This is a genomic window from Flavobacterium commune (assembly GCF_001857965.1).
GTDB lineage: Bacteria > Bacteroidota > Bacteroidia > Flavobacteriales > Flavobacteriaceae > Flavobacterium > Flavobacterium commune.
In genome coordinates, this window is record NZ_CP017774.1 from 2,043,546 (window position 1) to 2,067,817 (window position 24,272).

At 34.5% G+C, this 24,272-nt stretch carries 20 protein-coding genes and 2 tRNA genes; 16 read left to right on the forward strand and 6 right to left on the reverse strand.

Annotated features, from left to right (window positions below; genetic code table 11):
* Positions 1–5: 5 nt before the first annotated feature.
* From BIW12_RS08500 to trxA, 13 genes are all read left to right on the forward strand, one after another.
* Complete coding sequence (locus BIW12_RS08500; protein WP_071184731.1) at positions 6–551, forward strand: c-type cytochrome; 546 nt, start codon at positions 6–8, stop codon at positions 549–551.
* 27 nt (positions 552–578) lie between these two features.
* Positions 579–1,970: a quinol:cytochrome C oxidoreductase gene (locus BIW12_RS08505; protein WP_071184732.1), complete on the forward strand. Its 1,392-nt coding sequence runs from the start codon at positions 579–581 to the stop codon at positions 1,968–1,970.
* A 19-nt stretch (positions 1,971–1,989) separates the two neighbouring features.
* Complete coding sequence (locus BIW12_RS08510; RefSeq protein ID WP_071184733.1) at positions 1,990–3,138, forward strand: cytochrome c oxidase subunit II; 1,149 nt, start codon at positions 1,990–1,992, stop codon at positions 3,136–3,138.
* A gap of 28 nt (positions 3,139–3,166) precedes the next feature.
* Positions 3,167–4,963, forward strand: coding sequence for a cytochrome c oxidase subunit I (locus BIW12_RS08515; RefSeq protein WP_071184734.1), 1,797 nt, complete (start codon positions 3,167–3,169; stop codon positions 4,961–4,963).
* 164 nt (positions 4,964–5,127) lie between these two features.
* A complete protein-coding gene (gene ruvB, locus BIW12_RS08520; protein WP_071186244.1) occupies positions 5,128–6,150 on the forward strand; it encodes a Holliday junction branch migration DNA helicase RuvB in 1,023 nt (340 codons plus the stop codon).
* Positions 6,151–6,247: 97 nt separating this feature from the next.
* On the forward strand, positions 6,248–6,601 hold the full coding sequence (locus BIW12_RS08525) for a four helix bundle protein (protein ID WP_071184735.1): 354 nt from the start codon (positions 6,248–6,250) through the stop codon (positions 6,599–6,601).
* A 5-nt stretch (positions 6,602–6,606) separates the two neighbouring features.
* Positions 6,607–7,548, forward strand: coding sequence for a tRNA epoxyqueuosine(34) reductase QueG (queG, locus tag BIW12_RS08530; protein WP_071184736.1), 942 nt, complete (start codon positions 6,607–6,609; stop codon positions 7,546–7,548).
* Positions 7,549–7,633: 85 nt separating this feature from the next.
* Entirely contained in the window at positions 7,634–8,068 is a 435-nt protein-coding gene (locus BIW12_RS08535) for a CBS domain-containing protein (RefSeq protein ID WP_071184737.1), read from the forward strand.
* A gap of 217 nt (positions 8,069–8,285) precedes the next feature.
* Positions 8,286–8,867, forward strand: coding sequence for a Holliday junction branch migration protein RuvA (gene ruvA, locus BIW12_RS08540; RefSeq protein ID WP_071184738.1), 582 nt, complete (start codon positions 8,286–8,288; stop codon positions 8,865–8,867).
* A 21-nt stretch (positions 8,868–8,888) separates the two neighbouring features.
* Positions 8,889–16,106 carry a T9SS outer membrane translocon Sov/SprA gene (sov, locus tag BIW12_RS08545; protein WP_071184739.1) on the forward strand — a complete coding sequence of 2,406 codons (7,218 nt, stop codon included), beginning with the start codon at positions 8,889–8,891 and terminating at the stop codon, positions 16,104–16,106.
* A gap of 82 nt (positions 16,107–16,188) precedes the next feature.
* Positions 16,189–16,569 (forward strand): glycine cleavage system protein GcvH, encoded by a 381-nt coding sequence (gene gcvH, locus BIW12_RS08550; RefSeq protein ID WP_071186246.1) that lies wholly within the window; start codon positions 16,189–16,191, stop codon positions 16,567–16,569.
* Complete coding sequence (locus BIW12_RS08555) at positions 16,562–16,951, forward strand: VanZ family protein (protein ID WP_071186248.1); 390 nt, start codon at positions 16,562–16,564, stop codon at positions 16,949–16,951. Before gcvH ends, BIW12_RS08555 begins: the two co-directional genes overlap by 8 nt.
* A 233-nt stretch (positions 16,952–17,184) precedes the next feature.
* On the forward strand, positions 17,185–17,502 hold the full coding sequence (gene trxA, locus BIW12_RS08560; protein WP_071184740.1) for a thioredoxin: 318 nt from the start codon (positions 17,185–17,187) through the stop codon (positions 17,500–17,502).
* 265 nt (positions 17,503–17,767) lie between these two features.
* On the opposite strand, the gene BIW12_RS08565 is transcribed toward trxA, so the two are convergent.
* The 4 genes from BIW12_RS08565 to BIW12_RS08580 all read right to left on the reverse strand — a co-directional run bounded on the left by BIW12_RS08565 (position 17,768) and on the right by BIW12_RS08580 (position 19,731).
* Positions 17,768–17,841, reverse strand: a tRNA-Asp gene (locus BIW12_RS08565).
* A 253-nt stretch (positions 17,842–18,094) separates the two neighbouring features.
* Positions 18,095–18,168: transfer RNA gene (locus tag BIW12_RS08570), tRNA-Asp, on the reverse strand.
* An 86-nt stretch (positions 18,169–18,254) separates the two neighbouring features.
* The gene (locus tag BIW12_RS08575) at positions 18,255–19,181 is read right to left on the reverse strand and encodes a DUF58 domain-containing protein (protein WP_071184741.1); all 927 of its coding nucleotides are present in this window, start codon (positions 19,179–19,181) and stop codon (positions 18,255–18,257) included.
* Positions 19,182–19,227: 46 nt separating this feature from the next.
* The gene (locus tag BIW12_RS08580; RefSeq protein ID WP_071184742.1) at positions 19,228–19,731 is read right to left on the reverse strand and encodes a DUF456 domain-containing protein; all 504 of its coding nucleotides are present in this window, start codon (positions 19,729–19,731) and stop codon (positions 19,228–19,230) included.
* Between the two features lie 125 nt (positions 19,732–19,856).
* On the opposite strand from BIW12_RS08580, the gene BIW12_RS08585 reads away from it, so the two are divergent.
* Entirely contained in the window at positions 19,857–20,333 is a 477-nt protein-coding gene (locus BIW12_RS08585) for a hypothetical protein (RefSeq protein WP_071186250.1), read from the forward strand.
* Positions 20,334–20,356: 23 nt separating this feature from the next.
* Here BIW12_RS08585 and BIW12_RS08590 read toward each other — a convergent pair whose 3' ends face one another.
* Both BIW12_RS08590 and BIW12_RS08595 read right to left on the reverse strand, forming a co-directional pair.
* Positions 20,357–21,478 carry a glycosyltransferase family 2 protein gene (locus BIW12_RS08590; protein WP_071184743.1) on the reverse strand — a complete coding sequence of 374 codons (1,122 nt, stop codon included), beginning with the start codon at positions 21,476–21,478 and terminating at the stop codon, positions 20,357–20,359.
* Positions 21,478–22,422, reverse strand: a complete 945-nt coding sequence (locus tag BIW12_RS08595; RefSeq protein WP_071184744.1) for a lysylphosphatidylglycerol synthase domain-containing protein — start codon at positions 22,420–22,422, stop codon at positions 21,478–21,480. The genes BIW12_RS08590 and BIW12_RS08595 overlap by 1 nt, the downstream gene beginning before the upstream one ends.
* Before the next feature lie 145 nt (positions 22,423–22,567).
* Between BIW12_RS08595 and ruvC the strand changes: the two genes are divergently transcribed.
* Positions 22,568–23,122, forward strand: a complete 555-nt coding sequence (gene ruvC, locus BIW12_RS08600) for a crossover junction endodeoxyribonuclease RuvC (RefSeq protein ID WP_083382169.1) — start codon at positions 22,568–22,570, stop codon at positions 23,120–23,122.
* A complete protein-coding gene (gene hemW / locus BIW12_RS08605) occupies positions 23,122–24,255 on the forward strand; it encodes a radical SAM family heme chaperone HemW (protein WP_071184745.1) in 1,134 nt (377 codons plus the stop codon). The genes ruvC and hemW overlap by 1 nt, the downstream gene beginning before the upstream one ends.
* The last annotated feature ends 17 nt before the right edge of the window (positions 24,256–24,272 follow it).

The window sequence follows — 24,272 nt, forward strand, 5'->3', positions numbered from 1 at the left end:
TAGATATGAAAAGGGTATATAAAATAACACTATTGTTAGGCATAACTATTTTAGTAGCTTCATGTCATAATGATAAAGAGCCGAATTATCAGTATTTTCCAAATATGTATGAGTCAGTAGGCTATGAAACTTATTCAGAATCTAAAGCTTTTCCTGATGGTAAAGAAGGTTTACTTCCTGCTGAAGGAAGTATTAACAGAGGTTTTGAACCTTATGAGTATCCAAATACTACGGAAGGTTATGAATTAGCTAAAGCAAATTTAAAATCACCATTGGATTCATTAGATAGAAATTCTGATAAAGGAAAAGAACTTTTCGATATCTATTGTATTAGTTGTCATGGTGCAACTGGTAATGGTAAAGGAAAATTAGTTGAGAGAGAGAAATTCCTGGGAGTACCTAGTTATGCTGACAGAGAAATTACTGAAGGAAGTATATTTCACGTTCAGACTTATGGTTTAAATTCAATGGGTTCTCATGCCAATCAATTAAGTGTTCATGAACGTTGGTTAATTGCTGACTATGTTCTTAAACTTAAAAGCCAATTATAATTGTTGAACAAACTGATCGTAATAGATATGTACACATTTTCAAGTAAATTAAAAACTTTTTCTATCATCTTAATGGCCGTTGGTATATTAGGAATAGCTTATGGTTTTTTAAACGCACCAAAAGATATTCATGAAGTTGAGAAAATACTCGCTGCTGAATCTCACGGTGGTCACGGAGAAGCACATCATGAAGAAGCTAAAGCAGGAGGTGCTCACGCAGCAGCCCATGGAGGAGAAGCTCACGCAGCTGTTTCTCATCATGCTAAAGCTGATGAAGCTAAAGAAGCATCAGAACACGAAGAACATTTGACTCATGTTTTGCACCAATTGCAAAATAAGCCTTGGGCAGCCTTATATGTTGCTTGTATTTTCTTTATGCTTGTTGCTATGGGAACTTTAGTGTTTTATGCAATTCAACAAGTAGCACAGGCTGGATGGTCTCCGGTTTTGTTCAGAGTTATGCAAGGTATTACAGCTTACTTACCTTATGGTTCTGTAATATTCTTTGTAATATTAGTTTTATCTGGTCTTCACTTTAATCACTTATTCACTTGGTTAGCTGATGGAGTAACTGATCCTAAAAGTGCTAATTATGACGAATTGATTGCTGGAAAATCAGGTTATTTAAACTTTGGTTTCTGGATTGTAAGAGCAGCAATTTTCTTGTTGGGTTGGAATTTATACCGTCATTATTCTCAAAAGAACTGTTTGGCTCAAGATGAGGCTAATGATAATTCTTTCTACAAAAAGAACTTTAAATTATCAGCAGGATTCTTAGTGTTTTTTATCGTTTCTGAGTCTATTATGTCTTGGGATTGGATTATGTCATTTGATCCACACTGGTTTTCTACATTGTTTGGATGGTATGTATTTGCAAGTTTCTTTGTAAGTGGAATTACTATGATTGCTATGGTGACTGTTTACTTAAAATCAAGAGGTTACTTAGAATATGTAAACACAAGTCATATTCATGATTTAGCTAAGTTCATGTTTGGTATCAGTATCTTTTGGACTTACTTATGGTTCTCTCAATTTATGTTGATTTGGTATGCTAACATTCCTGAGGAGATTACTTATTTTGTAACTAGAATTAACTTATACAATCTTCCATTCTTTGGAGCTGTTGTTATGAACTTTGTTTTCCCGATATTGATTCTTATCAATACTGATTTCAAAAGAATTACTTGGGTAATTGTTATGGCTGGTATTGTTATTTTAGCAGGTCACTATATTGATTTCTTTAATATGATTATGCCTGGTACTGTAGGAGATCAATGGTTTATTGGTGTTCCTGAAATCTCATCAGTTCTTTTCTTCCTTGGGTTGTTTATTTTTACTGTATTTACAGCATTAACTAAAACTCCTTTATTAGCAAAAAGAAATCCTTATATCGAAGAAAGTAAACATTTCCATTATTAATTTTTAAAGAGATAAACAGATGACAAGTTTGTTGGTAATTATAGTTTTAGTTTTATTAGCTGTTGCTTTATGGCAATTGACTAAAATATTTGACCTTACTCAAGTGGGTTCTTCTTCAGATAGTTCTCAGGTAGCTAATGATAAAGACAATAATATTCAAGGATATTTGATGTTTGGTTTTTTAGCATTCTTATATGTATTTACTATATATGGTTTGCTTACTTGGGGTAATTTACCTCTTCATACTCCTGCTTCTGAGCACGGAACAGAAGTTGACAGATTAATGAATATTACTTGGGTTTTAATTTTTGTTGTTCAGGCAATTACTCAGTTATTATTACACTACTTTGCTTTTAAATACAAAGGTAAAAAAGATCAAAAGGCTTTATATTTTGCTGATAACAATAAGTTAGAAGCTTTATGGAGTATCATTCCTGCAGTTACATTAGCCGGTTTAATTCTTTACGGATTATATGCTTGGACTAATATTATGTTTGTTGATGAAGATGAGGATACTATTGTAATCGAATTATACGCTCAACAATTTAAATGGACTGCCAGATTAGCTGGAGAAGATAACGTTCTTGGGAAAGCTAATGTTAGATATATTGAAGGTGTAAATACTTTAGGAGTTGATTTAGCTGATCCTAATGCACAGGATGATATTGTTGTAACTGAATTACACATTCCAAAAGGTAAAAAAGTACAATTCAAATTCCGTTCTCAGGATGTTTTACACTCAGCTTATTTTCCTCATTTTAGAGCACAAATGAACTGTGTACCTGGTATGGTTACTGAATTTGCTTTTACTCCTACTTACACAACTGCTGAGTATAGAGAATTGCCTTATATGATTGAAAAAGTAGCTCATATCAATGAGTTAAGAGCTAAGCAAAGCCTTGATTTAATTGCTAAAGGTCAGCCTGGTTTAGATCCTTATACTTTTGATTATTTGTTGCTTTGTAATAAAATTTGTGGTTCTTCTCACTATAATATGCAAATGAAGGTTGTGGTTGATACACCTGAAGATTACAAAAAATGGTTAGCAGATAAAACTACTTTAGTTAATGAGGTGAAAGCTTCATTAGAAAAACCTGCTGATGACGCATCAGGAGAAGCTAAAAGCAATGATACACTAGCAGCTGCTAATGAAGTTGCTGTTAAATAATTTATTAAGAAAATTTAAAGTTTAATATATGTCAGCAGAAGGTCACGATCACGCTCACGATCACGAACACGAACACCACCATAAAGAGACATTCATTACTAAATACATTTTTAGTATTGATCACAAAATGATTGCTAAGCAATACCTTATTACAGGTATTATTATGGGAGTTATTGGTATTAGTATGTCTTTGCTTTTTAGAATGCAATTAGCATGGCCAGAAGAGTCTTTTAAAATTTTTAATGTTTTATTAGGTGATAAATTTGCTCCTGAAGGTGTAATGGCTAATGATGTTTATCTTGCCTTAGTTACAATACACGGTACCATCATGGTATTCTTTGTATTGACAGCCGGATTGAGTGGTACGTTTAGTAACTTGCTTATTCCGCTTCAAATTGGTGCAAGAGATATGGCATCCGGATTTATGAATATGATTTCTTACTGGTTGTTCTTCTTATCAGCAGTAGTGATGTTAAGTTCATTATTTGTAGAAGCTGGTCCTGCATCAGCAGGTTGGACAATCTATCCGCCTTTAAGTGCTTTACCACAGGCAATTCCTGGATCAGGTGCTGGTATGACTCTTTGGTTAGTATCGATGGCTTTATTCATTGCTTCTTCTTTGATGGGATCTTTAAATTACATCGTAACTGTAATCAACTTAAGAACTAAAGGAATGTCTATGACAAGACTTCCTCTTACTATCTGGACATTCTTCGTGACAGCAATTATTGGTGTTATTTCGTTCCCGGTATTATTGTCTGCAGCTTTATTGTTGATTTTCGATAGAAGTTTTGGTACTTCATTCTTCTTATCCGATATTTATATTGCTGGTGAAGTTTTACATTACCAAGGTGGTTCTCCTGTATTGTTCGAACACTTATTCTGGTTCCTAGGTCACCCTGAGGTTTATATCGTAATCTTGCCTGCAATGGGTCTTGTATCTGAAATTATGGCGACCAACTCTCGTAAACCAATCTTTGGTTACAGAGCGATGATTATGTCAGTTCTTGCAATTGCATTTTTATCTACAATTGTATGGGGTCACCACATGTTTATCTCAGGTATGAATCCTTTCTTAGGTTCTGTATTTACATTTACTACTTTATTAATTGCAATTCCATCTGCTGTAAAAGCGTTCAACTGGATTACAACTTTGTGGAAAGGTAACTTACAATTAAACCCTGCTATGTTGTTCTCAATCGGGATGGTTTCAACTTTCATCACAGGAGGTTTAACAGGAATCATTTTAGGAGATAGTACATTAGATATTAACGTTCACGATACTTACTTTGTAATTGCTCACTTTCACTTAGTAATGGGTATCTCTGCACTTTACGGAATGTTTGCCGGTATTTACCACTGGTTCCCTAAAATGTATGGTAGAATGTTAAATAAAAATTTAGGTTACGTTCACTTTTGGATTACTGCAGTTTGTGCTTATGGAGTTTTCTTTCCAATGCACTTTATTGGATTAGCAGGTTTACCAAGACGTTACTATACAAACACTAACTTCCCGTTATTTGACGATTTGCAAAATGTTAATGTATTAATTACAACATTTGCATTAGTTGGTGGAGCTTTCCAATTAGTATTCTTGTACAACTTCTTTAGCAGTATCTTCTACGGTAAAAAAGCAGAGCAAAATCCATGGAAATCTACTACATTAGAATGGACTACTCCGGTAGAACACATTCACGGTAACTGGCCAGGAGAAATTCCTGAAGTTCATAGATGGGCTTACGATTACAGTAACCCGGAACACGAAGAAGATTTTGTTCCTCAAACGGTTCCAATGAAACCAGGTGAATCAGTTTTACACCACTAAATATTATAAAGACCTTCTGAAAAGAGGGTCTTTTTTTTGTTAATCAAAAAAAGTAATTCCCAATATTTTAAATCCCAATGATGTATAGTCTTGTATTGGGATTTGGAATTTTAATTTGGAATTTAACTGTTTTAGAAACTGATTACTTTGTCTATCTTTGTTACATGAATGAAAATTTAGACCCAACAAACAAACGCTTTAATTCAGAAGAACTTGATCTTGAAAAAAGATTAAGACCTCTTACTTTTGATGATTTTGCAGGACAAGATCAGGTTTTGGAAAATCTTAAAGTTTTTGTTGCAGCTGCAAATCAACGAAATGAAGCCTTAGATCATGCTTTGTTCCATGGACCTCCGGGACTTGGGAAAACAACATTGGCAAATATTTTAGCTAATGAATTGGGTGTAGGAATCAAAATAACTTCGGGTCCTGTGCTGGATAAACCGGGCGATTTAGCTGGTTTGTTGACTAATCTCGAAGAAAGAGATGTTTTGTTTATTGATGAAATCCATCGTTTGAGTCCTGTAGTGGAAGAATATTTGTATTCGGCTATGGAGGATTTTAAGATTGATATTATGATAGAATCCGGGCCTAATGCGAGAACGGTTCAAATCAATTTAAATCCATTTACCCTAATTGGTGCTACAACCCGTTCAGGACTTTTAACAGCGCCTATGCGAGCTCGTTTTGGTATTTCTTCCAGATTGCAATATTATACAGTTGAATTGTTGACTACCATTGTGCAAAGAAGTGCTTCCATTTTAAAAATGCCTATTTCTATGGAAGCCGCTATAGAAATTGCTGGAAGAAGCAGAGGAACACCAAGGATTGCAAATGCTTTGTTGAGAAGAGTTCGTGATTTTGCTCAAATAAAAGGAAACGGAACTATTGATATTGAAATTTCAAAATATGCCTTAAAAGCACTACATGTTGATGCTCATGGTTTGGACGAAATGGATAATAAAATACTGAATACCATAATTGATAAATTCAAAGGTGGGCCTGTAGGATTGAGTACTTTGGCAACTGCAGTTTCCGAAAGTAGTGAAACTATCGAAGAAGTTTACGAGCCTTTTTTAATTCAGGAAGGTTTTATTATGCGTACTCCACGCGGACGTGAAGTTACCGAGAAAGCCTATAAACATTTAGGAAAAGTTAGAACTAATATTCAGGGAGGATTATTTTAGGGGGGAAGAGGGAAGTAGGGAGTTGGAAGTAATCCACAATTAAGAAACTCCTCTTTTAAACTTCTAACTCCCTACTACCAACAAAAAATATAAAATCATGAGTTTTAAATTCGAAAAATTAATTATCTGGCAGAAATCTATGGATTTTGGAGAAGAGATTAATTTTGTTATAAAAGACTTCCCTAAGCATGAAATGTATAATCTTTCGTCTCAAATGTTAAGAGCTTCAGATTCTATAGCTTTAAATATTTCAGAAGGGGCTATTGAACAGTCGAATCCCGAATTTAGTAGGTTTTTAGGTTATTCTGTTCGATCCTTAGCTGAAGTTGTTACTTGTTTGTATAAAGCAAAAAGAAGAGGTTATATTAGCAATGAAGTTTTTGATAAATTATATAACGATTCGTTTAATTTGATGAATATGACTATTGCTTTTAAAACGAAATTGAAATAATAATAATGGCTTCTTCCAACTCCCAGCTTCAGGCTTCCCGCTATACATCATTCATCAAATCCGAAGCCAAACGCCTCGGATTTTTGTCTTGTGGAATATCTAAAGCGGGTTTTCTGGAAGAAGAAGCGCCTCGATTAGAAAATTGGTTGAATAAAAACCTCAATGGGAAGATGAGCTATATGGAGAATAATTTTGACAAGCGACTCAATCCTACTTTATTGGTTGATGATGCTAAAAGTGTAGTGTCACTTTTATTGAATTATTATCCCGAAAAAGAACAAGTTCAGGATTCGTATAAGATTTCTAAATATGCTTACGGAAAGGATTACCATTTTGTTATAAAGGAAAAATTAAAAGAATTACTTTTCTCCATTCAAGAAAATATTGGAGAAGTTTCAGGTCGTGTTTTTGTTGATTCTGCGCCAGTTTTAGACAAGGCTTGGGCTGCCAAAAGTGGTTTGGGATGGATAGGGAAAAACAGTAATCTATTGACCCAAAAAGTAGGTTCTTTTTATTTTATAGCTGAATTAATTATAGATTTGGATTTGGAATATGATCATCCTACAACTGATCATTGCGGAAGTTGTACTGCCTGTATTGATGCTTGCCCCACGCAGGCTATTATTGCTCCTTATGTTGTTGATGGGAGCAAATGTATTTCGTACTTTACAATTGAATTAAAAGAAAATATTCCTTTGGAAATGAAAGGATATTTTGATGATTGGGTATTTGGATGTGATACCTGTCAGGATGTTTGTCCGTGGAACCGATTTTCTAAAAGTCATAACGAACCTTTGTTTAATCCCAATCCGGCTCTGCTCTCGATGACCAAAAAAGATTGGGAAGAAATGACCGAAGAAACCTTTAAAATTGTTTTTAAAGAATCGGCTGTTAAGCGAACTAAGTTTCAGGGATTGAGTAGAAATGTTAATTTTTTGAAGAAATGAGAAAATTAGTGCCTAAATTTTAAATTATTTATGAGCTGTTTTTCGGCGATTTTTTTTAAATTTATTATTCTAAAATATTTTCAATATGACTGTAAATCAAATATTAAGCACGAAAGGGGATACTGTGTATTCAATTGTTTCGACTATTAGCGTTTATGATGCTGTTAAGATAATGGGTGAGAAAAACATAGGTGCAATACTCGTTATTGAAGATGATTTGTTAAAAGGTATTTTGTCTGAGAGAGATTATGCGCGAAAGATTGTTCTTAAAGGAAAATCTTCCAAGAGTACTTTGGTTCAGGAAATAATGGTAAGTAAAGTGATTACTGTTAAGCCTACAGATGATTTAGATTATTGTATGGAATTGATGAGTTCTAATAAGATACGACATCTTCCTGTGGTGGATGAAAATAAAGTTATAGGACTGATTTCTATTGGGGATGTTGTAAAAGTGATAATTGAAAAACAAAAAGAAACAATTCACTTATTGGATTCTTATATTAATGGAGGTCAGGTTTAGTTTTAAATTTTGCAAATAAAGATGTTTTAGCCACAATTTTGTGGCTTTTTTTATGTTATCAATCTTTAGTTTTTTACAAAAGAATTATGAAAATGTTAACTTTTTACGTCAAGACTTCTATCTTTGTATATAAGATAAAACTGCCATAACTGTTAAAGGTGAAAAGCAGTTAATTAGTGAGCGAAATTTAAAAATATATTTTACAAAAAAATACCGGATGATTGCACATTTACAGGGGAAGTTAGTAGAAAAATCGCCTACACAAATTGTTATCGATTGTGGAGGAGTTGGTTATGAGGTTCATATATCATTACATACTTATTCCTTGCTTCCTGTTTCTGATTTTATAAAAGTGTTTACCCATCTTCAAATCAAAGAAGATGCGCATACTATATTTGGTTTTGTAGAGAAATCAGAAAGAGAAATTTTTAAATTATTGATTTCGGTCTCGGGTATAGGTGCAGGTATTGCAAGAACCATGTTGTCGTCATTAGATCCAAAACAAATTATCAATGCAATAGCATCCGGTGATGTTAGTACCGTTCAGTCTATAAAAGGAATTGGAAGTAAAACAGCACAGAGGGTAATCTTAGATTTAAAAGATAAGGTGTTGAAATTGTATGATTTGGATAAAGTTTCGGTTGTACAAAGCAATACAAGCAGAGATGAAGCGTTATCTGCATTAGAGGTTTTAGGATTTGTTAGAAAATCTTCAGAAAAGCTTATCGATAAAATAATAAAGGAGAATCCGGAGGCATCTGTAGAATCGATTATCAAACAAGCATTAAAAAGCTTATAAGACACAGCAAAAACCAATTGTATGTATAAAATCTGTATTTTTTTGGCGGTTTTATTGTGTGGTTTTGTATCACTAGCTCAAGTAAATGAACCAGTTCAGGATACAACAAAAAGAGGATATTCCTTGGGTAAGATTGAAATTAAAGACCCTAAGAGTATCCTTTCGGCATATACTTATGATCCTAAAACCGATCGTTATATTTATACCAGCTCAGTTAATGGATTTTCAATTAAATATCCTTTAATCTTAACACCTAAAGAATACGAGAATTTAGTTTTGAAAGAATCGATGAAGGATTATTTCAAAAAGAAATCGGATGCTATTGATGGGAAAAAGGAGGGAAGTGAAGAAGCGAAAAAAGATTTATTACCTCGCTATTATGTGAAATCGGGATTGTTTGAATCTATTTTTGGGAGTAATACCATCGATGTAAAACCTACAGGTTCTGTAGAAATGGATATGGGAGTGCGTTTTACCAGACAGGATAATCCTTCGTTTTCACCCAGAAACAGGTCTAATTTAGCTTTTGATTTTGATCAGAGGATTAGTATGAGTTTGATGGGGAAAGTAGGAACCAGACTGAATGTAAATGCTAATTATGATACCCAATCTACTTTTGCTTTTCAAAACTTATTGAAATTAGAATATGCTCCAACTGAAGATGATATTATCCAGAAAATTGAAGTTGGAAATGTGAGTATGCCGCTAAATAGTTCTTTAATTAGAGGTGCTCAGAGTTTGTTTGGGGTCAAAGCCCAATTGCAATTTGGTAAAACCATGGTTACGGGGGTGTATTCTGAACAAAAATCACAAACAAAAACAGTGGTTTCTCAGAATGGAGGAACCGTTCAGGATTTTGATATTTTTGCTTTGGATTATGACAATGACAGGCACTTTTTTCTTTCGCAATATTTTAGAAACAAATATGATGCTGCATTAAAAAGTTATCCTTTTATAGACAGTAGGGTGCAAATAACCCGAATTGAAGTGTGGGTAACTAATAAACAAACACGTTTGAATACCACTTCTAATAATCTTAGAAATGTTATTGCGCTTCAGGATTTAGGAGAATCTCAACTGACTGGATTGGCAGACAGTGAAGTGGTGGTTTTAGATCCTTCTACAGGAATGTTTAATAATCCTGCCGATTCGCCTTCGGATAACTCTAATAATAAATACAATCCTGCCCAAATTCAAACAGGTGGTGGCTTGTTGAATTCTAATATCCGTGAAATGGCAACCTCCAGTTCCGGATTTAACGCTACTGTAATAGAAGGACAGGATTATTCGAAACTTGAAAATGCCCGAAAGTTAACCTCCAATGAATTTACTTATCATCCGCAGTTGGGTTATATTTCACTACAGCAAAGATTGTCTAATGATGAGATTTTGGCTGTAGCTTATGAATATACCATAGGAGATCAGGTGTATCAGGTTGGAGAATTTGGTAACGATGGTGTTGATGCAACATTGGTTACAGGAACTCCACAATCGACTCAGGCAGTTATTACGCAAAGTTTAATTTTGAAAATGCTGAAAAGTAATTTGACGAATGTAAAGAATCCGGTTTGGAACTTGATGATGAAAAATATTTATCAAATTCCGGGGGCTTATCAAATCAAACAGGAAGATTTTAGATTCAATATCCTTTTTACGGATCCATCGCCATTAAATTATATTTCTCCGGTGGCAGGAAGTTCTTTTCCGTCAAATCCATCGCTGGAAAACAAAGTGGCCGAAACACCATTGTTGAATGTTTTTAATTTGGATAAATTAAATTATAATAATGATCGTCAGTTAGGTGGGGATGGTTTCTTTGATTTTGTTCCGGGCTTAACAATGGATAGTCAAAACGGACGAATTATTTTTACCACTAAAGAACCATTTGGAGAATTGTTGTTTTCAAAATTAGCCAATCCAAATTCAGGCGAAGATTATAATAATTCGACTACTTACAATGCTAATCAGGCTAAATATGTGTTTAGAAGTATGTATCGAAACACACAGTCCGGAGCATTGCAGGACAGCGAAAAGAATAAGTTCTTGCTGAGAGGAAGATATAAATCCTCAGCTGGTGACGGAATTCCAATTGGAGCGTTCAATGTGCCGCAAGGTTCAGTTGTGGTTACTGCCGGTGGTAGAATTTTAGTCGAAGGTGTGGATTATAGTGTGAATTATCAATTAGGAAGGGTTCAAATTTTAGATCCGTCGTTGCAGGCATCAAATACGCCTATTAATGTTTCGCTTGAAAATAATTCCATTTTTGGTCAACAAACCCGAAGATTTATGGGAGTGAATGTAGAGCATAAATTTTCGGATAAATTTACCTTAGGAGGTACTTTTTTGAAAATGACTGAGAGACCATTTACACAAAAATCAAATTACGGACAGGAATCAGTTAATAATACCATTTTTGGATTTAATACTAATTTTTCAACTGAGGTTCCGTTTTTTACAAGATTAGCCAATATGCTTCCTAATGTTGATACTGATGTTCCGTCGAATTTGTCCATAAGAGGAGAAATAGCATTCTTAAAACCGGATACGCCAAAAGCAGATCAATTTAATGGCGAATCCACTCTTTATGTAGATGATTTTGAAGGTTCGCAATCTACTATCGATATGCGTTCGGCTTATGCCTGGAGTTTAGCATCAACGCCTGAAGAAAATACAAATAGTGCTTATAATTTTAATGCTAAGGCCAATGATTTGTCTTATGGACATAAAAGATCCAAATTGGCCTGGTACACTATTGATCCGATTTTTTATGTGCAGCGACCATCGGGAATATCGAATGACGATATTTCGTTGAACTCTACCAGAAGAATTTATAGCAAAGAGTTGTATCCAACATTAGACATTGCTCAAGGACAAACTCAGGTAATTAATACTTTAGACTTAACATATTACCCGTCTGAGAGAGGACCGTATAACAATAATTCGAGTTTTAATTTGAATCCAAAAGAAAATTTTGGAGGAATTATGCGTTCAATAAGCTCAACTAATTTTGAGCAGGGAAATGTCGAGTACATTCAGTTTTGGGTCTTAGATCCTTATGTGGGTAATGGAAAATCAGAAGCGACTAATACAGGTAAGGTCTATTTTAACTTAGGAGAAATATCAGAGGATATATTAAAAGATGGTCGAAAACAATATGAAAACGGATTAGGTCCAGATCAGGTTTTGGTGAATCCAAGACCAATTTGGGGAGATGTTCCTGCATCGCAATCTTTGATTTATACATTTGATGCTGATACTCAAAACAGAAGGAATCAAGATGTTGGATTAGATGGTTTGTCTAATAATGCTGAGACTGCTGTTTATGATAATTTCGCCTCAGAACCGGATCCGGCAGCCGATGATTACACTTTTTACCTTAACTCTAATGGTGGCGTAAAAGAGCGTTATAAAAACTATAACGGAGTTGATGGTAACTCAGCGGTTGATATAAACGATCCTAACCGTGGGGCAACAACATTTCCTGATGTTGAGGATGTGAACAGAGATAATACGATGAATACGATTAATGCGTATTATGAGTACAGCATTGATATGAAACCTAATATGCAAATTGGGGAGAATTATGTTACGGATGTTAGAGAAGCTGATGTGACATTGCCTAACGGAGCAACAACTGCAGCGCGATGGATTCAGTTTAAAATTCCTGTTTCACAGCCTGAAAATAAAATAGGTAGTATCGAAGATTTTAGATCCATTCGTTTTATGCGAATGTTTATGACAGGATTTGAGGATGAAGTAACGATGCGTTTTGGAGCTTTGGATTTAGTTCGTGGAGAATGGAGAAGATATACTGCAACATTAGATCCTGCTGATACTAATGTTGGCGATGATAATACGGAGTTAGATGTTATTGCGGTTAATGTTCAGGAAAACGACACCAGATGTCCGGTAAATTATATTACACCTCCGGGGGTTCAAAGAGAACAGTTGTATAATAATAATACCCTGATTAATCAAAATGAGCAATCATTATCTTTAAGAGTTGCCGGAGAAGGTTTGGAACCGAACGATTCAAGAGCTGTATTTAAAAATGTAAGCGTGGATATGCGTCAGTTTAAAAAACTGAAAATGTTTTTACATGCCGAATCGTTGAAGAATGAAATGCTATTACAAGATAATCAAATGGTAGGTTTTATACGTTTTGGAAATGATTTTACACAAAATTTTTATCAAATAGAGATTCCGTTAAAGGTTACCGAAACAACAGATGGTGTTTGTAAATACACTGCCGATGATGTTTGGCCGGAGGCCAATGAAATCGATTTGTCATTAGCATTGTTGACTCAATTAAAAGTAGAAGCCATGTCAGTTGATGCCAGTACGCTGCCATTGGATGGAATTTATTATAAAAATGAGGACGAATTAGACGGAAGTTTAGCAAGTAAAATCAATAAACTGCGATTAGGTATTAAAGGAAATCCTAATTTTGGTTTGGTGCGTACTTTGATGGTTGGGATAAAGAGTAACGAGCCTCATCAGAAAATTAAAGGAGAAGTTTGGTTTAACGAACTTCGTTTGGCCGAAATGGACAATCGCGGTGGTATGGCTGCTGTGCTGAATGTGGATACAAACTTTGCTGATTTTGCAACTATTTCTGCAACCGGAAAAATGAGTACTGTAGGTTTTGGAACTATTGAACAAGGTCCAAATGAAAGAAGTCGAGAAGATATTCAGCAGTATAATATTGTGACTAATCTGAATCTGGGGAAACTATTGCCTAATAAATGGGGTATTAATTTACCTTTTAATTACAGTGTAGGTGAGGAAACAATTAAGCCGGAATACGACCCTTTTAATCAGGATATTAAATTAAAGGAGCTTTTAAAGAATACTGCTGATGCTGATACAAGAGCTAATTTGAGAAATCGTGCGATTGATTATACTAAGCGTACCAGTATTAATTTTATTGGAGTGAGAAAACAAAGAGCGGCAGAGCAAAAACCACATATTTATGATCCGGAGAATTTTACTTTTTCTCAATCGTTTAATAAAGTAGAACATCATGATTATGAGGTTGAAGATTATCTGGATCAGCAGGCCAGTACTTCAGTTGATTATGCTTACACATTTGATAATAAAGCGGTGGAGCCTTTTAAGAAAACGAAATTCATGAAGAAAAGTTCGTATTGGAAATTATTGAGTGATTTTAATTTTAATTTTTTACCATCAAATATCACCTTTAATACCAATATTAACAGGCAATACAATCGTCAGCAGTTTAGACAGGTAGAGAATGTGCCAGGTCTTGAGCTGAATCCTTTGTATCGTAGAAATTTCGGTTTTAATTATAACTATGGATTCAATTATAATTTGACAAAATCTTTGAAATTTAGTTATGCGGCTTCTACTAATAATTTGGTGAAAAATTATCTGGATCAGGACGATCAGCCTATCGATAGTTTTTCTATTTGGGATAGTTACTGGGATATAGGTGATCCTAACCGTCATACGCAGCAGCTTATTGTCAACTATGATATTCCTATTAATAAAATACCATTGTTTGGTTTTGTAAAAGCAAATTATACTTATACAGGAGATTATAGTTGGCAAAAATCGGCTAATGCCTTATCTGAAATAGTAGTGGATGGTACGGGATTTAATTTAGGAAATACAGTTCAAAACGCACGTACTAATACTTTGAATGCTAGTTTTAATATGGATATGTTGTATAAGTATTTAGGTTTGTCCAAAAAACCAAAAGTAGCAGCCAGACCTACTGTTGCTCCTAGACCGGGTCAAAAAATTACGAGTACTCCGGTGAAGCAACAGGCTCAGTCTAGTCCGTTTGTTGATGGATTGTTGGGGGTTTTGACCAGCGTTAAGAACGTTCAGATTAATTATACTGAAAATAGTGGTACAATGTTGCCGGGTTATATGCCAAGTATAGGGTTTTTAGGTTCTTCAAGACCATCATTAGGATTTATTTTTGGTAGTCAGGATGATGTGCGTTATGAAGCAGCTAAAAATGGTTGGCTGACCAATTATCAGGAGTTTAATCAAAATTATACTCAGGTAAGTAACAAAGTTTTGCGTGCTACGGCTAATGTAGATTTGTTTCCTGATTTTAAAATTGATTTGACGATGGATCGATCTTTTTCTGAAAATTATTCAGAGCAATATGATGTGTCGGCTGATGGAACTTATAATTCGCGTTCACCTTATAATTACGGAATGTTTTCTATATCTACAATTTTGATTAAGACTGCTTTTTCTCAAAGTGATGAGAGTATTTCGGCAGCTTTTGACGATTTTAGATCCAATAGACTTTTAGTTGCAAATCAATTGGCAGCCGAACGTTATGGTAGTATTGTACCTAGGTACGATGCGGCAGCACTTCCGGCGGAGAATACAACTGCTCCGGAAACCGATTTAGCAAATCCTAATAATCCCGAACGAAAAAGAATTATTAGTAATGATGGATTTCCGATAGGTTTTGGAAAAAGTAATCAGGCGGTATTGTTGCCGGCTTTTGTAGCTGCTTATTCCGGAGCCGATGCTTCAAATGTTTCTACAAGCATTTTTAGAAATTTTCCTATTCCTAACTGGACGGTAAAATACAATGGTTTGATGCGTTATGATATGTTTAAAAAAACCTTCAGACGATTCTCTTTGCAGCATAGTTACAGGGCTTCTTATACAATTAATCAATACCGTTCTAATTTTGATTATGATAAAGATCCAAACGGAACAGATGATAATGGTAATTTTTATAATAAAACCATTATGTCTAATGTGAATTTAGTGGAACAATTTAGTCCTCTTCTTCGAATGGATTTTGAATTGAAAAATTCGTTAAAAGTCTTGACAGAGATTAAAAAAGACCGTGCTTTATCGATGAGTTTTGATAATAATTTATTGACCGAAGTAAAAGGGGTGGAATACATTGTGGGATTAGGGTATCGATTTAAAAACGTGGTTTTTTCTTCAAGACTGGCTGATAATCCTACCGGGGTTATTAAAGGAGATATTAATCTTAAAGCCGATTTGTCATATAGAAACAACCAAACTATTGTGCGTTATTTGGATTATGATAACAATCAATTGGCTGGTGGGCAAAATTTATGGTCTTTAAAAGTAACGGCTGATTATTCGTTTAGTAAAAATCTAACAGCTATTTTCTATTATGATCATTCGTTTTCTAAGGCTGTAATTTCAACATCTTTCCCTATCACTAATATTCGATCCGGATTTACACTTCGATATAATTTTGGGAATTAATTTTAAAATGGCAAAAGATTTAATTTGAAGATTGTTACATTTGCCAAAAAATAATAATTATCATATTTCAATTACTATTACTATGAATATACCTGCAAATTTAAAGTACACTAAAGATCACGAATGGGTAAGTCTTGAAGGAGATGTTGCAACAATAGGAATTACGCATTTTGCTCAAAAAGAGTTGGGTGATATTGTTTATGTTGAAGTGGAAACTTTAGATCAAACACTTGAGAAAGATGAAGTTTTTGGTACTGTTGAAGCGGTAAAAACTGTTTCGGACTTGTTTCTACCTTTAACCGGAGAAATAATTGAATTCAACACAGGTTTAGAAGATGCTCCGGAATTAGTGAATTCAGATCCTTATGGAGCTGGCTGGATGATAAAAGTTAAGGTTTCAGATTTAGCTGAATACGATACTTTGTTAACTGCTGAAGGCTACAAAGAATTGATTGGTGCTTAAGAAAATTTGTATCGGGGCAGCACTGTGTTGGACAGCGAATATTTTGTATCTCTGTTTAATAAGGATAAGCGAGCTTCCCGAAATTAAGATTTCATACATCGATAAATATATACACGCATTTTTTTATTTCGTGTTTAGTCTGTTGTGGTTTTATGCACTTCAGTTTTATTTTAAAAAAGTAAGTCGTAAAAAGCTTTTTGTTGTTGTTGTTCTAATGGCTTTTGTGTTTGGAATTGCAATAGAATTGTTTCAGACTTTTTTGACAACTAGCAGAAGTGGCGATGTTATTGATGTTGTAGCTAATACTGCAGGTTCTTTACTGGCTATTTTGCTTATCCGGTTTTTAGGTAAAAATTTGTTTTTAAATAAAATTCAAGAATAAATACTAATCCTGCTTCGGCGGGATTTTTTATTGTTTTTCAAAATGAATTTTGTTTCCTTCTTGTTTTGTTGAAGGTGCTATTCAGGATGATTTGGAATTACAGATAATTATTAACAATACATTAATAGCCAAAACTAATTTTGGAATAGTGTTTAGTTAGTTTTTAATTTCTAAATTTGCATAGTGTTTAAGGAATTAAAGACTTTATATTTATAAACTTTAAATAAAGAAATATGGCATTAGCAATAACAGACGCTACTTTTGAAGAAGTAGTATTGAAGTCAGACAAACCAGTTATGGTAGATTTTTGGGCAGCATGGTGTGGGCCTTGTAGAATGGTTGGGCCAATCATTGACGAACTAAGCAATGAGTACGATGGGAAAGTTGTTGTAGGGAAAGTTGATGTAGATGCAAACCAGGAATTTGCTGCTAAATACGGAGTGAGAAACATACCTACTGTATTGGTTTTTCATAACGGAGAAGTCGTAGGAAAGCAAGTAGGAGTTGCTCCTAAGCAAACTTATGCAGATAGTTTAGACGCTTTGTTGTAATCGTAAGATTATGATTTATATGAGAAAAAGGTTTGGCGTGAGTCAAGCCTTTTTTTGTGCAGTAATGAGGATTAATTCTGAATGTTTCTAAAAGAAAAGCTAAGGCTAAAAAAACTTAGTGTTCTCTGCGGTGGATTCTTTTTCTCTCCCCAAGTTTTGAGATTGATTTTTAATAGACGAGATGAAAGATGTTTTTAATTATTCGGAATCAAAAAAAGCAAATAAAAAAAGCGATTCATTTCTGAATCGCTTTTAACAATTTTAGCGGTCTGGACGGGACTCGAACCCGCGACCCCATGCGTGACAGGCATGTATTCTAACCAACTGAACTACCAAACCTCTGCTTTATTGCGAGTGCAAATATACAATATAATTTCTTTTAAAAACAAGCCTTCTGTTAAAAAAAATAATTCTTTTTTTAGTGCCTCCCTAAAATCAAAAAAGCCATTCACATTTAAGTGAAAAGCTTTTCATTGGTTTAACTACTAAACCGAGATCAGCTAACTAGGCCGACCTAACAACACAACTAGCTTTAGATACCGTATAGTGGAAAAAAAAGCCTTTCTGTTATGAAAGGCTTTCCCAATATTAGCGGTCTGGACGGGACTCGAACCCGCGACCCCATGCGTGACAGGCATGTATTCTAACCAACTGAACTACCAAACCTCTGCTTTATTGCGGTGGCAAAGATACAATAGATTTCTATTTAAACAAGTCTTTTTACTAAAAATAATAATATATTTTTATGTAGTTTATCCAAACTTTTGTTTTTCAGTTAAATAAGTGAGTATGATTTTTTCAAAATCTTCTCTCACGCTTACCGGAACATACTTGATTTTGTTTTGCGCACAGCTCAATGTAAGTTTTTTGAAGTACAAAGTGGCCTGTTTTTCGTATTCTTCTTTTACATTGTCAGCAAAAACAACTATTTCTTCGCCAGTTTCTACATCAATAAATTTTCGTGGCGCATTATCAAAATCAAAACGGAGTTCTGTTTTTCCATCTACTACATGAAATAAAACTACCTTATGCTTGTTGTGTTTTAAATGTTGCAAAGCATTCAATAAACGCTCTTCTTCTCCTGTTTGAAACATATCCGTAAACAAAACAATCATAGAACGACGGTGAATCTTCTCGGCTATTTGATGTAAAAAAGTAATTGTATCGGTGCTTTTTTTAGTAACGGGTTCTTGCAGTAAATTTTCCAGTGCATTCAACACCATTCGATGATGACGATCGCTGCCTTTTTCGGGCGCATAATACTCATAAGTATCCGAAAACACACTTAAGCCTACTGCATCCCTTTGTTTTTTTAAGAGATTCATCAACACGGCCGAAGCCAAAACAGAAAAGCCTATTTTGCTTTCGTAAAAATTCTGATTGGATTTTAATTTGGGATAGTGCATCGACGAAGAATTGTCGATAATGATATGACAGCGCAAATTGGTTTCCTCTTCAAACTGTTTGGTGTACAAACGATCTGTTTTTGCAAACAATTTCCAGTCGATATGCTTGGTGCTTTCGCCGGTGTTATAGACTTTATGTTCAGCAAACTCGGCCGAAAATCCATGAAACGGACTTTTATGCATTCCTGAAATAAAACCTTCGACGACTTGGTTAGCAAGTAATTCTAAATGCTGAAAACTGGCAATTTTCCCTATTTGTGATTCTATCTTCATCTCTCAAATGTATTAAATTAGGATTAAAAAATAAAAAGGTTTCTTTCTAGCTAAAAAGCAGTGTTTTGTATTCCCACACAATAGAAATAAATATTCCAAAGTAAATTATACTAAGCATAAATTGTATAAAATTGGAGGCTAAAATTCCTAAAACTGATCCGGTGGCCGCTCGTAACGCATGTTGTACATTTTTAGCATCAAACACTAATTCGCCAATCAAAGCACCCAGAAACGGACCAATTATAAAACCTAAAGGTATGGGAGCTAATAAGCCAACAACAAGTCCGATGTTAGTTCCCCAAATACCCGCCTTACTGCCGCCAAATTGTTCTGTTCCTTTGGAAGGCAAAATGTAATTAGCAATAGAAAAAAGAACAAGCACCAGAAAAGTACTGCTTAGAATCCAATAATTAGCAGGTACGGCAGTTGTAAAATACAATAGCACAATACCTAACCAACTAACACTAATTCCGGGTAATACGGGTAAAAAACTTCCCAGAACCCCAATGAGCATGCAAACTAAGCCAAGAATGAAAAGTACAATATCCATAAACTAATTTTTATTAATTTTGAAAAATAAATTATAGAAAGTTAGCAAGATTATTGGCTTTATAAAGCATCTCAAAAAAATAATTGTATTTTTATAAAATATTAGTCGAATTCAAAAACAAAACTTTGAAGCATTATTACTTTTTTTTACTCTTCGCTATATTCAATTCCTGTCAATACTTCGAAAAGCAAGTGCCGTCAGAGAAAGAATTATTGCAAAAAGAGTTGAAAGCAATAAACTGGAAAGAGGTAGATGAATATCCTTCCTTTGTGGATTGCGACAAACTGGATGAAAAAGTTCAACGCCAACAATGTTTTTTTGATAGTTTAACCCAACTCATACAGGAAAAATTGGAGATAGACACACTTTCGGCTCTTTATCCGGAACTTGATACGATAGAAGTGAAAGTGACTGTATTCCCAAATTCTAAAATGCAGTTCGAACCCCAATTCCCTAAAGATTCTGTGGCTTATGATACCATTAAAATTGACAGTATTTTACACGCTCGACTGGTAAATTTTCCAAAAGTAAATCCGGCTCTCAAACAGGGAATTCCTGTAAAAACCCAATTTATTTTACCGGTAATTATTAAAGTGGAGTAGTTTTCTAATCCGCATTCTACAACCTAAAACTTTCTCCCCTTCCATTCATACTTTCCAAACGCAGTATATAAAGCCACACTTAGACTGAAAAAAGGATAAAATAAGTTGCTTAAAACCAAATAGCGTATTTTGTTTTGAGTTAAAAATCGATTAGTCTTAAAAATCAAAATACTGTCGATAATAAATTTTGAAAGAGATAAAAAAAGTAGCTGTAGAAACGGAATACTCCCCATAATCCAAAACCCTAAACTCAAAACCAAAATCAAGTTTCCTGCAAAAACTATTAATCCTAATAATTTTCCAAAATTGCTTTGGTATGAAGTAGTTTTTGAAGCCCAACGCACTCTTTGATAAAACAGAGCTTTCCAGTTGTTAACTGGTTTTGTGGAGACAATGGTGTTTTCTGATTTCAAATAATGTACTTTTTCGGGAAATCTCGCGATAGCTTTTTGTAACAGAAAAACATCATCGCCACTAGCAATGGTGTTATTCCCGTCAAAACCGTTTAATTCTTCAAAAAGTGATTTGGTGTAAGCTAAATTCGCACCATTGCACATAAAAGCTTTTCCAATTCCAAAACTTCCTATTGTTGCGCCTTGTAAGCTCGCCAGATCCAGTTGCTGAAAATGATGTAAAAAGGAATTGTTACATTCATAAGTCACCGCCCCGGCTAGCATAGCGACTTTATGTGTTTGAATGTAATTGTCCAGGGCTGAAAGCCAATTTTCAGGAACTACACAATCGGCATCCGTGGTGATAATCCAATCCGTTTTTACTAACGGAACAGCTGTTGTAATAGCATCTTTTTTAGGAGAATTCGAAACTCTAATAGTGTCAATTATCGAAATCTGAAGTGCTTCGCTTGTTCGCTGTCGCTCGGGTCTGAAATCTAAAATCTGAAATTTAAAATCTGAATCATCATCCACTAAAATCACTTCAAATAAGTCCATTGGATAATTCAATTTCGAAATACTTTCTAAGAGTATCGGTAAATTATCGGCTTCGTTTCGAAAAGGAACAATAATTGTAAAACTGGTTTTTGGCTTTAAGCCAATAGTATCGTAGTTTTTTACCTTTGTAAAACCATAAATTAAAAGTAATATGGCTGCGAAATAAATGGATAATATGACGATTACAAAAAGCATTATGCAATGTTTCTGGTCTTGAAATTCAATACATAATAACTGCCAATTACCACAGGAATCACTACATTAAGAAACCACATCAGGGTAGAGATAAAAACGACAATCCATTCGTTTACGCCTAAAATCCCGAAGAAATAAATGGCTACACTACCTTTGACGGCAAAGTCCAAAAACTGAAAAGTAGGTAAGGAAGATGCCAAAAAATAGACAGAGGTAATGGCTGACATGAGTGTTAAATAAGGCAAATCAACATCAAAAGCTAAAAACAAAAAATAGTATTGATGTGAAAAAACAATATAGCGACAAATACCAAGGAGGATATTGCGCTGGTGAATGCTTTTGGGAATTTCGTTAATCTTATGGATTAATTTTTCTATCGAATAGCCTTTTATGTTTATTTTTTTCGAAAAGAATAAAATTCCAAAAAGCAAAAAACAAATTCCAACCAGGCTTAAAACCGTTTTTGGTGTAATAACATTAAACTGTGCATTGAAATACAGCAGTCCGAAAATTCCAAATATAATGGTTAAAATCATTTGAATTCCATTGCAAATCAGGTTCAGGAAAATGACTTTTTTAGCTTCTGATTTATTAAAAAACAAAGCTTTTCCGGCGTATTCACCCACACCGTTTGGGGTGAATAATCCGGCGGTTAAAGCAGCAAGAACCTGTTTTGTTGATTGGGCTATTGTGATATTACGGATGTTTTGCACCAGATTTTGCCATTTTAAGATTTCGAAATAACGGTTTAAAACACTCAATAACAAAATAAAACTGATTCCCGAAACGGATTGGTTTTTTTGGAACAAAACAATGAATTTTTGCCAATTCAGTTTATCGTTATTCGCCAGTTGGTCGTAAATAAAATAAAAGGCAGCAGCTACAATCAGAATTTTGATTAGAAGTACGAGGAATTGCTTAGTTTTGTGAGGAATTGAAATCATGCTGCAAAGTAAAGAAAACTATTGCGAAAAAGCTATTTCACAAAGATTGGCAAAGGAAACACAAAGACCCACAGAGGAATAAAAAAACTTTGTGAATCTCTGTGGTAACTTGGCGCTACTTTGTGTAACCCAAACAAAAAATCAGTTGACAAAAGAACGCATCATATTAGGGATTGACCCGGGAACAACCATAATGGGTTTTGGTTTGATACGTGTTATCAATAAAAAAATGGAATTTGTTCAGTTAAATGAATTGCAATTATCCAAATACGATAATCATTACCAAAAGCTAAGAGTTATTTTTGAGCGTACCATCGAATTGATTGATACACACCATCCGGATGAAATTGCCATTGAAGCTCCTTTTTTTGGTAAAAATGTTCAATCGATGTTAAAGCTTGGCCGTGCCCAGGGTGTAGCTATGGCGGCAGGTCTTTCCAGAGATATTCCAATTACAGAATACGAACCTAAGAAAATTAAAATGGCGATTACCGGTAACGGAAACGCCAGTAAAGAACAGGTTGCTAAAATGCTGCAACAGCTTTTAGGACTGAAAGAACTGCCTAAGAACCTTGATTCAACGGATGGTTTGGCTGCTGCAGTTTGTCATTTTTTTAACTCAGGAAAGGTGGTGGCAGGCAAAAGTTATTCGGGTTGGGATGCTTTTGTGAAACAGAATGAAGAAAGAGTGAAAAAGTAATGTCAGGAATCTATATACACATACCATTTTGCAAGCAGGCTTGTCATTACTGCGATTTTCATTTTTCGACTTCTATGAAGAAAAAAGATGAGATGGTTTTGGCTTTGGCCAAAGAATTGGAAATGCGTAAAAATGAGTTTGCTCAGGAAACTGTTGAAACCATTTATTTTGGAGGAGGAACGCCGAGCAGATTGCAGATTGCAGATTTGAGATTGCAGATTGTTGCGATTTATGATAATTATAAAGTAATCGAAAAACCTGAAATAACCTTAGAAGCTAACCCGGATGATTTATCGGAAGATTATTTGATTGAACTTACAAAAATAGGTGTCAATCGTCTTTCGATTGGGATTCAATCTTTTTTCGAAGATGATTTGAAAATGATGAATCGGGCACATAATTCGGCGGAAGCCAAAAAATGTCTGGAAGTAGCGACACAATATTTCGATAATATTTCACTCGATTTGATTTATGGAATTCCGGGGATGAGTGTTGAGCGTTGGAAGCAAAATATCGAAACCGCTTTAAGTTTTGGGATTCCGCATATTTCGAGTTATGCCTTGACAGTGGAACCAAAAACAGCCTTGAATAAATTGATTCAAACAGGAAAAATTGCCGAGCCAAAGGATGAGGTGGCTTCAGCACATTTTATGATTTTGGTAGAAACACTCGAAGCCAATGGGTTTGTACATTATGAGCTGTCGAATTTTGGAAAGGAAAATTATTTTTCTAAAAACAATTCGGCTTATTGGCTGGGTAAAAAATACATTGGGATTGGTCCTTCGGCACATAGTTATGATGGGATTTCCAGAAGTTGGAATGTGGCTAACAATGCACTTTATCTGAAATCCATTCAGGAAAGTAAACTTCCAAATGAAATTGAGATTCTATCCGTTGCCGATTGTTACAATGAATATATTATGACGGGTTTGCGAACTATTTGGGGTGTTTCGTTAGATAGGATTCAGACTGAATTTGGACAAAATTATTTGGATTATCTATTAAATCAGGCACAGAAATTCTTAAGCGATGATTTGCTTTTTATTGAAAACAACATCCTGAAACCAACTAAAAAAGGAAAGTTTTTAACGGATGGGATTGCGTCGGATTTATTTTATTTAAATTTGGAATAATGTTTAAACGTAAAGAC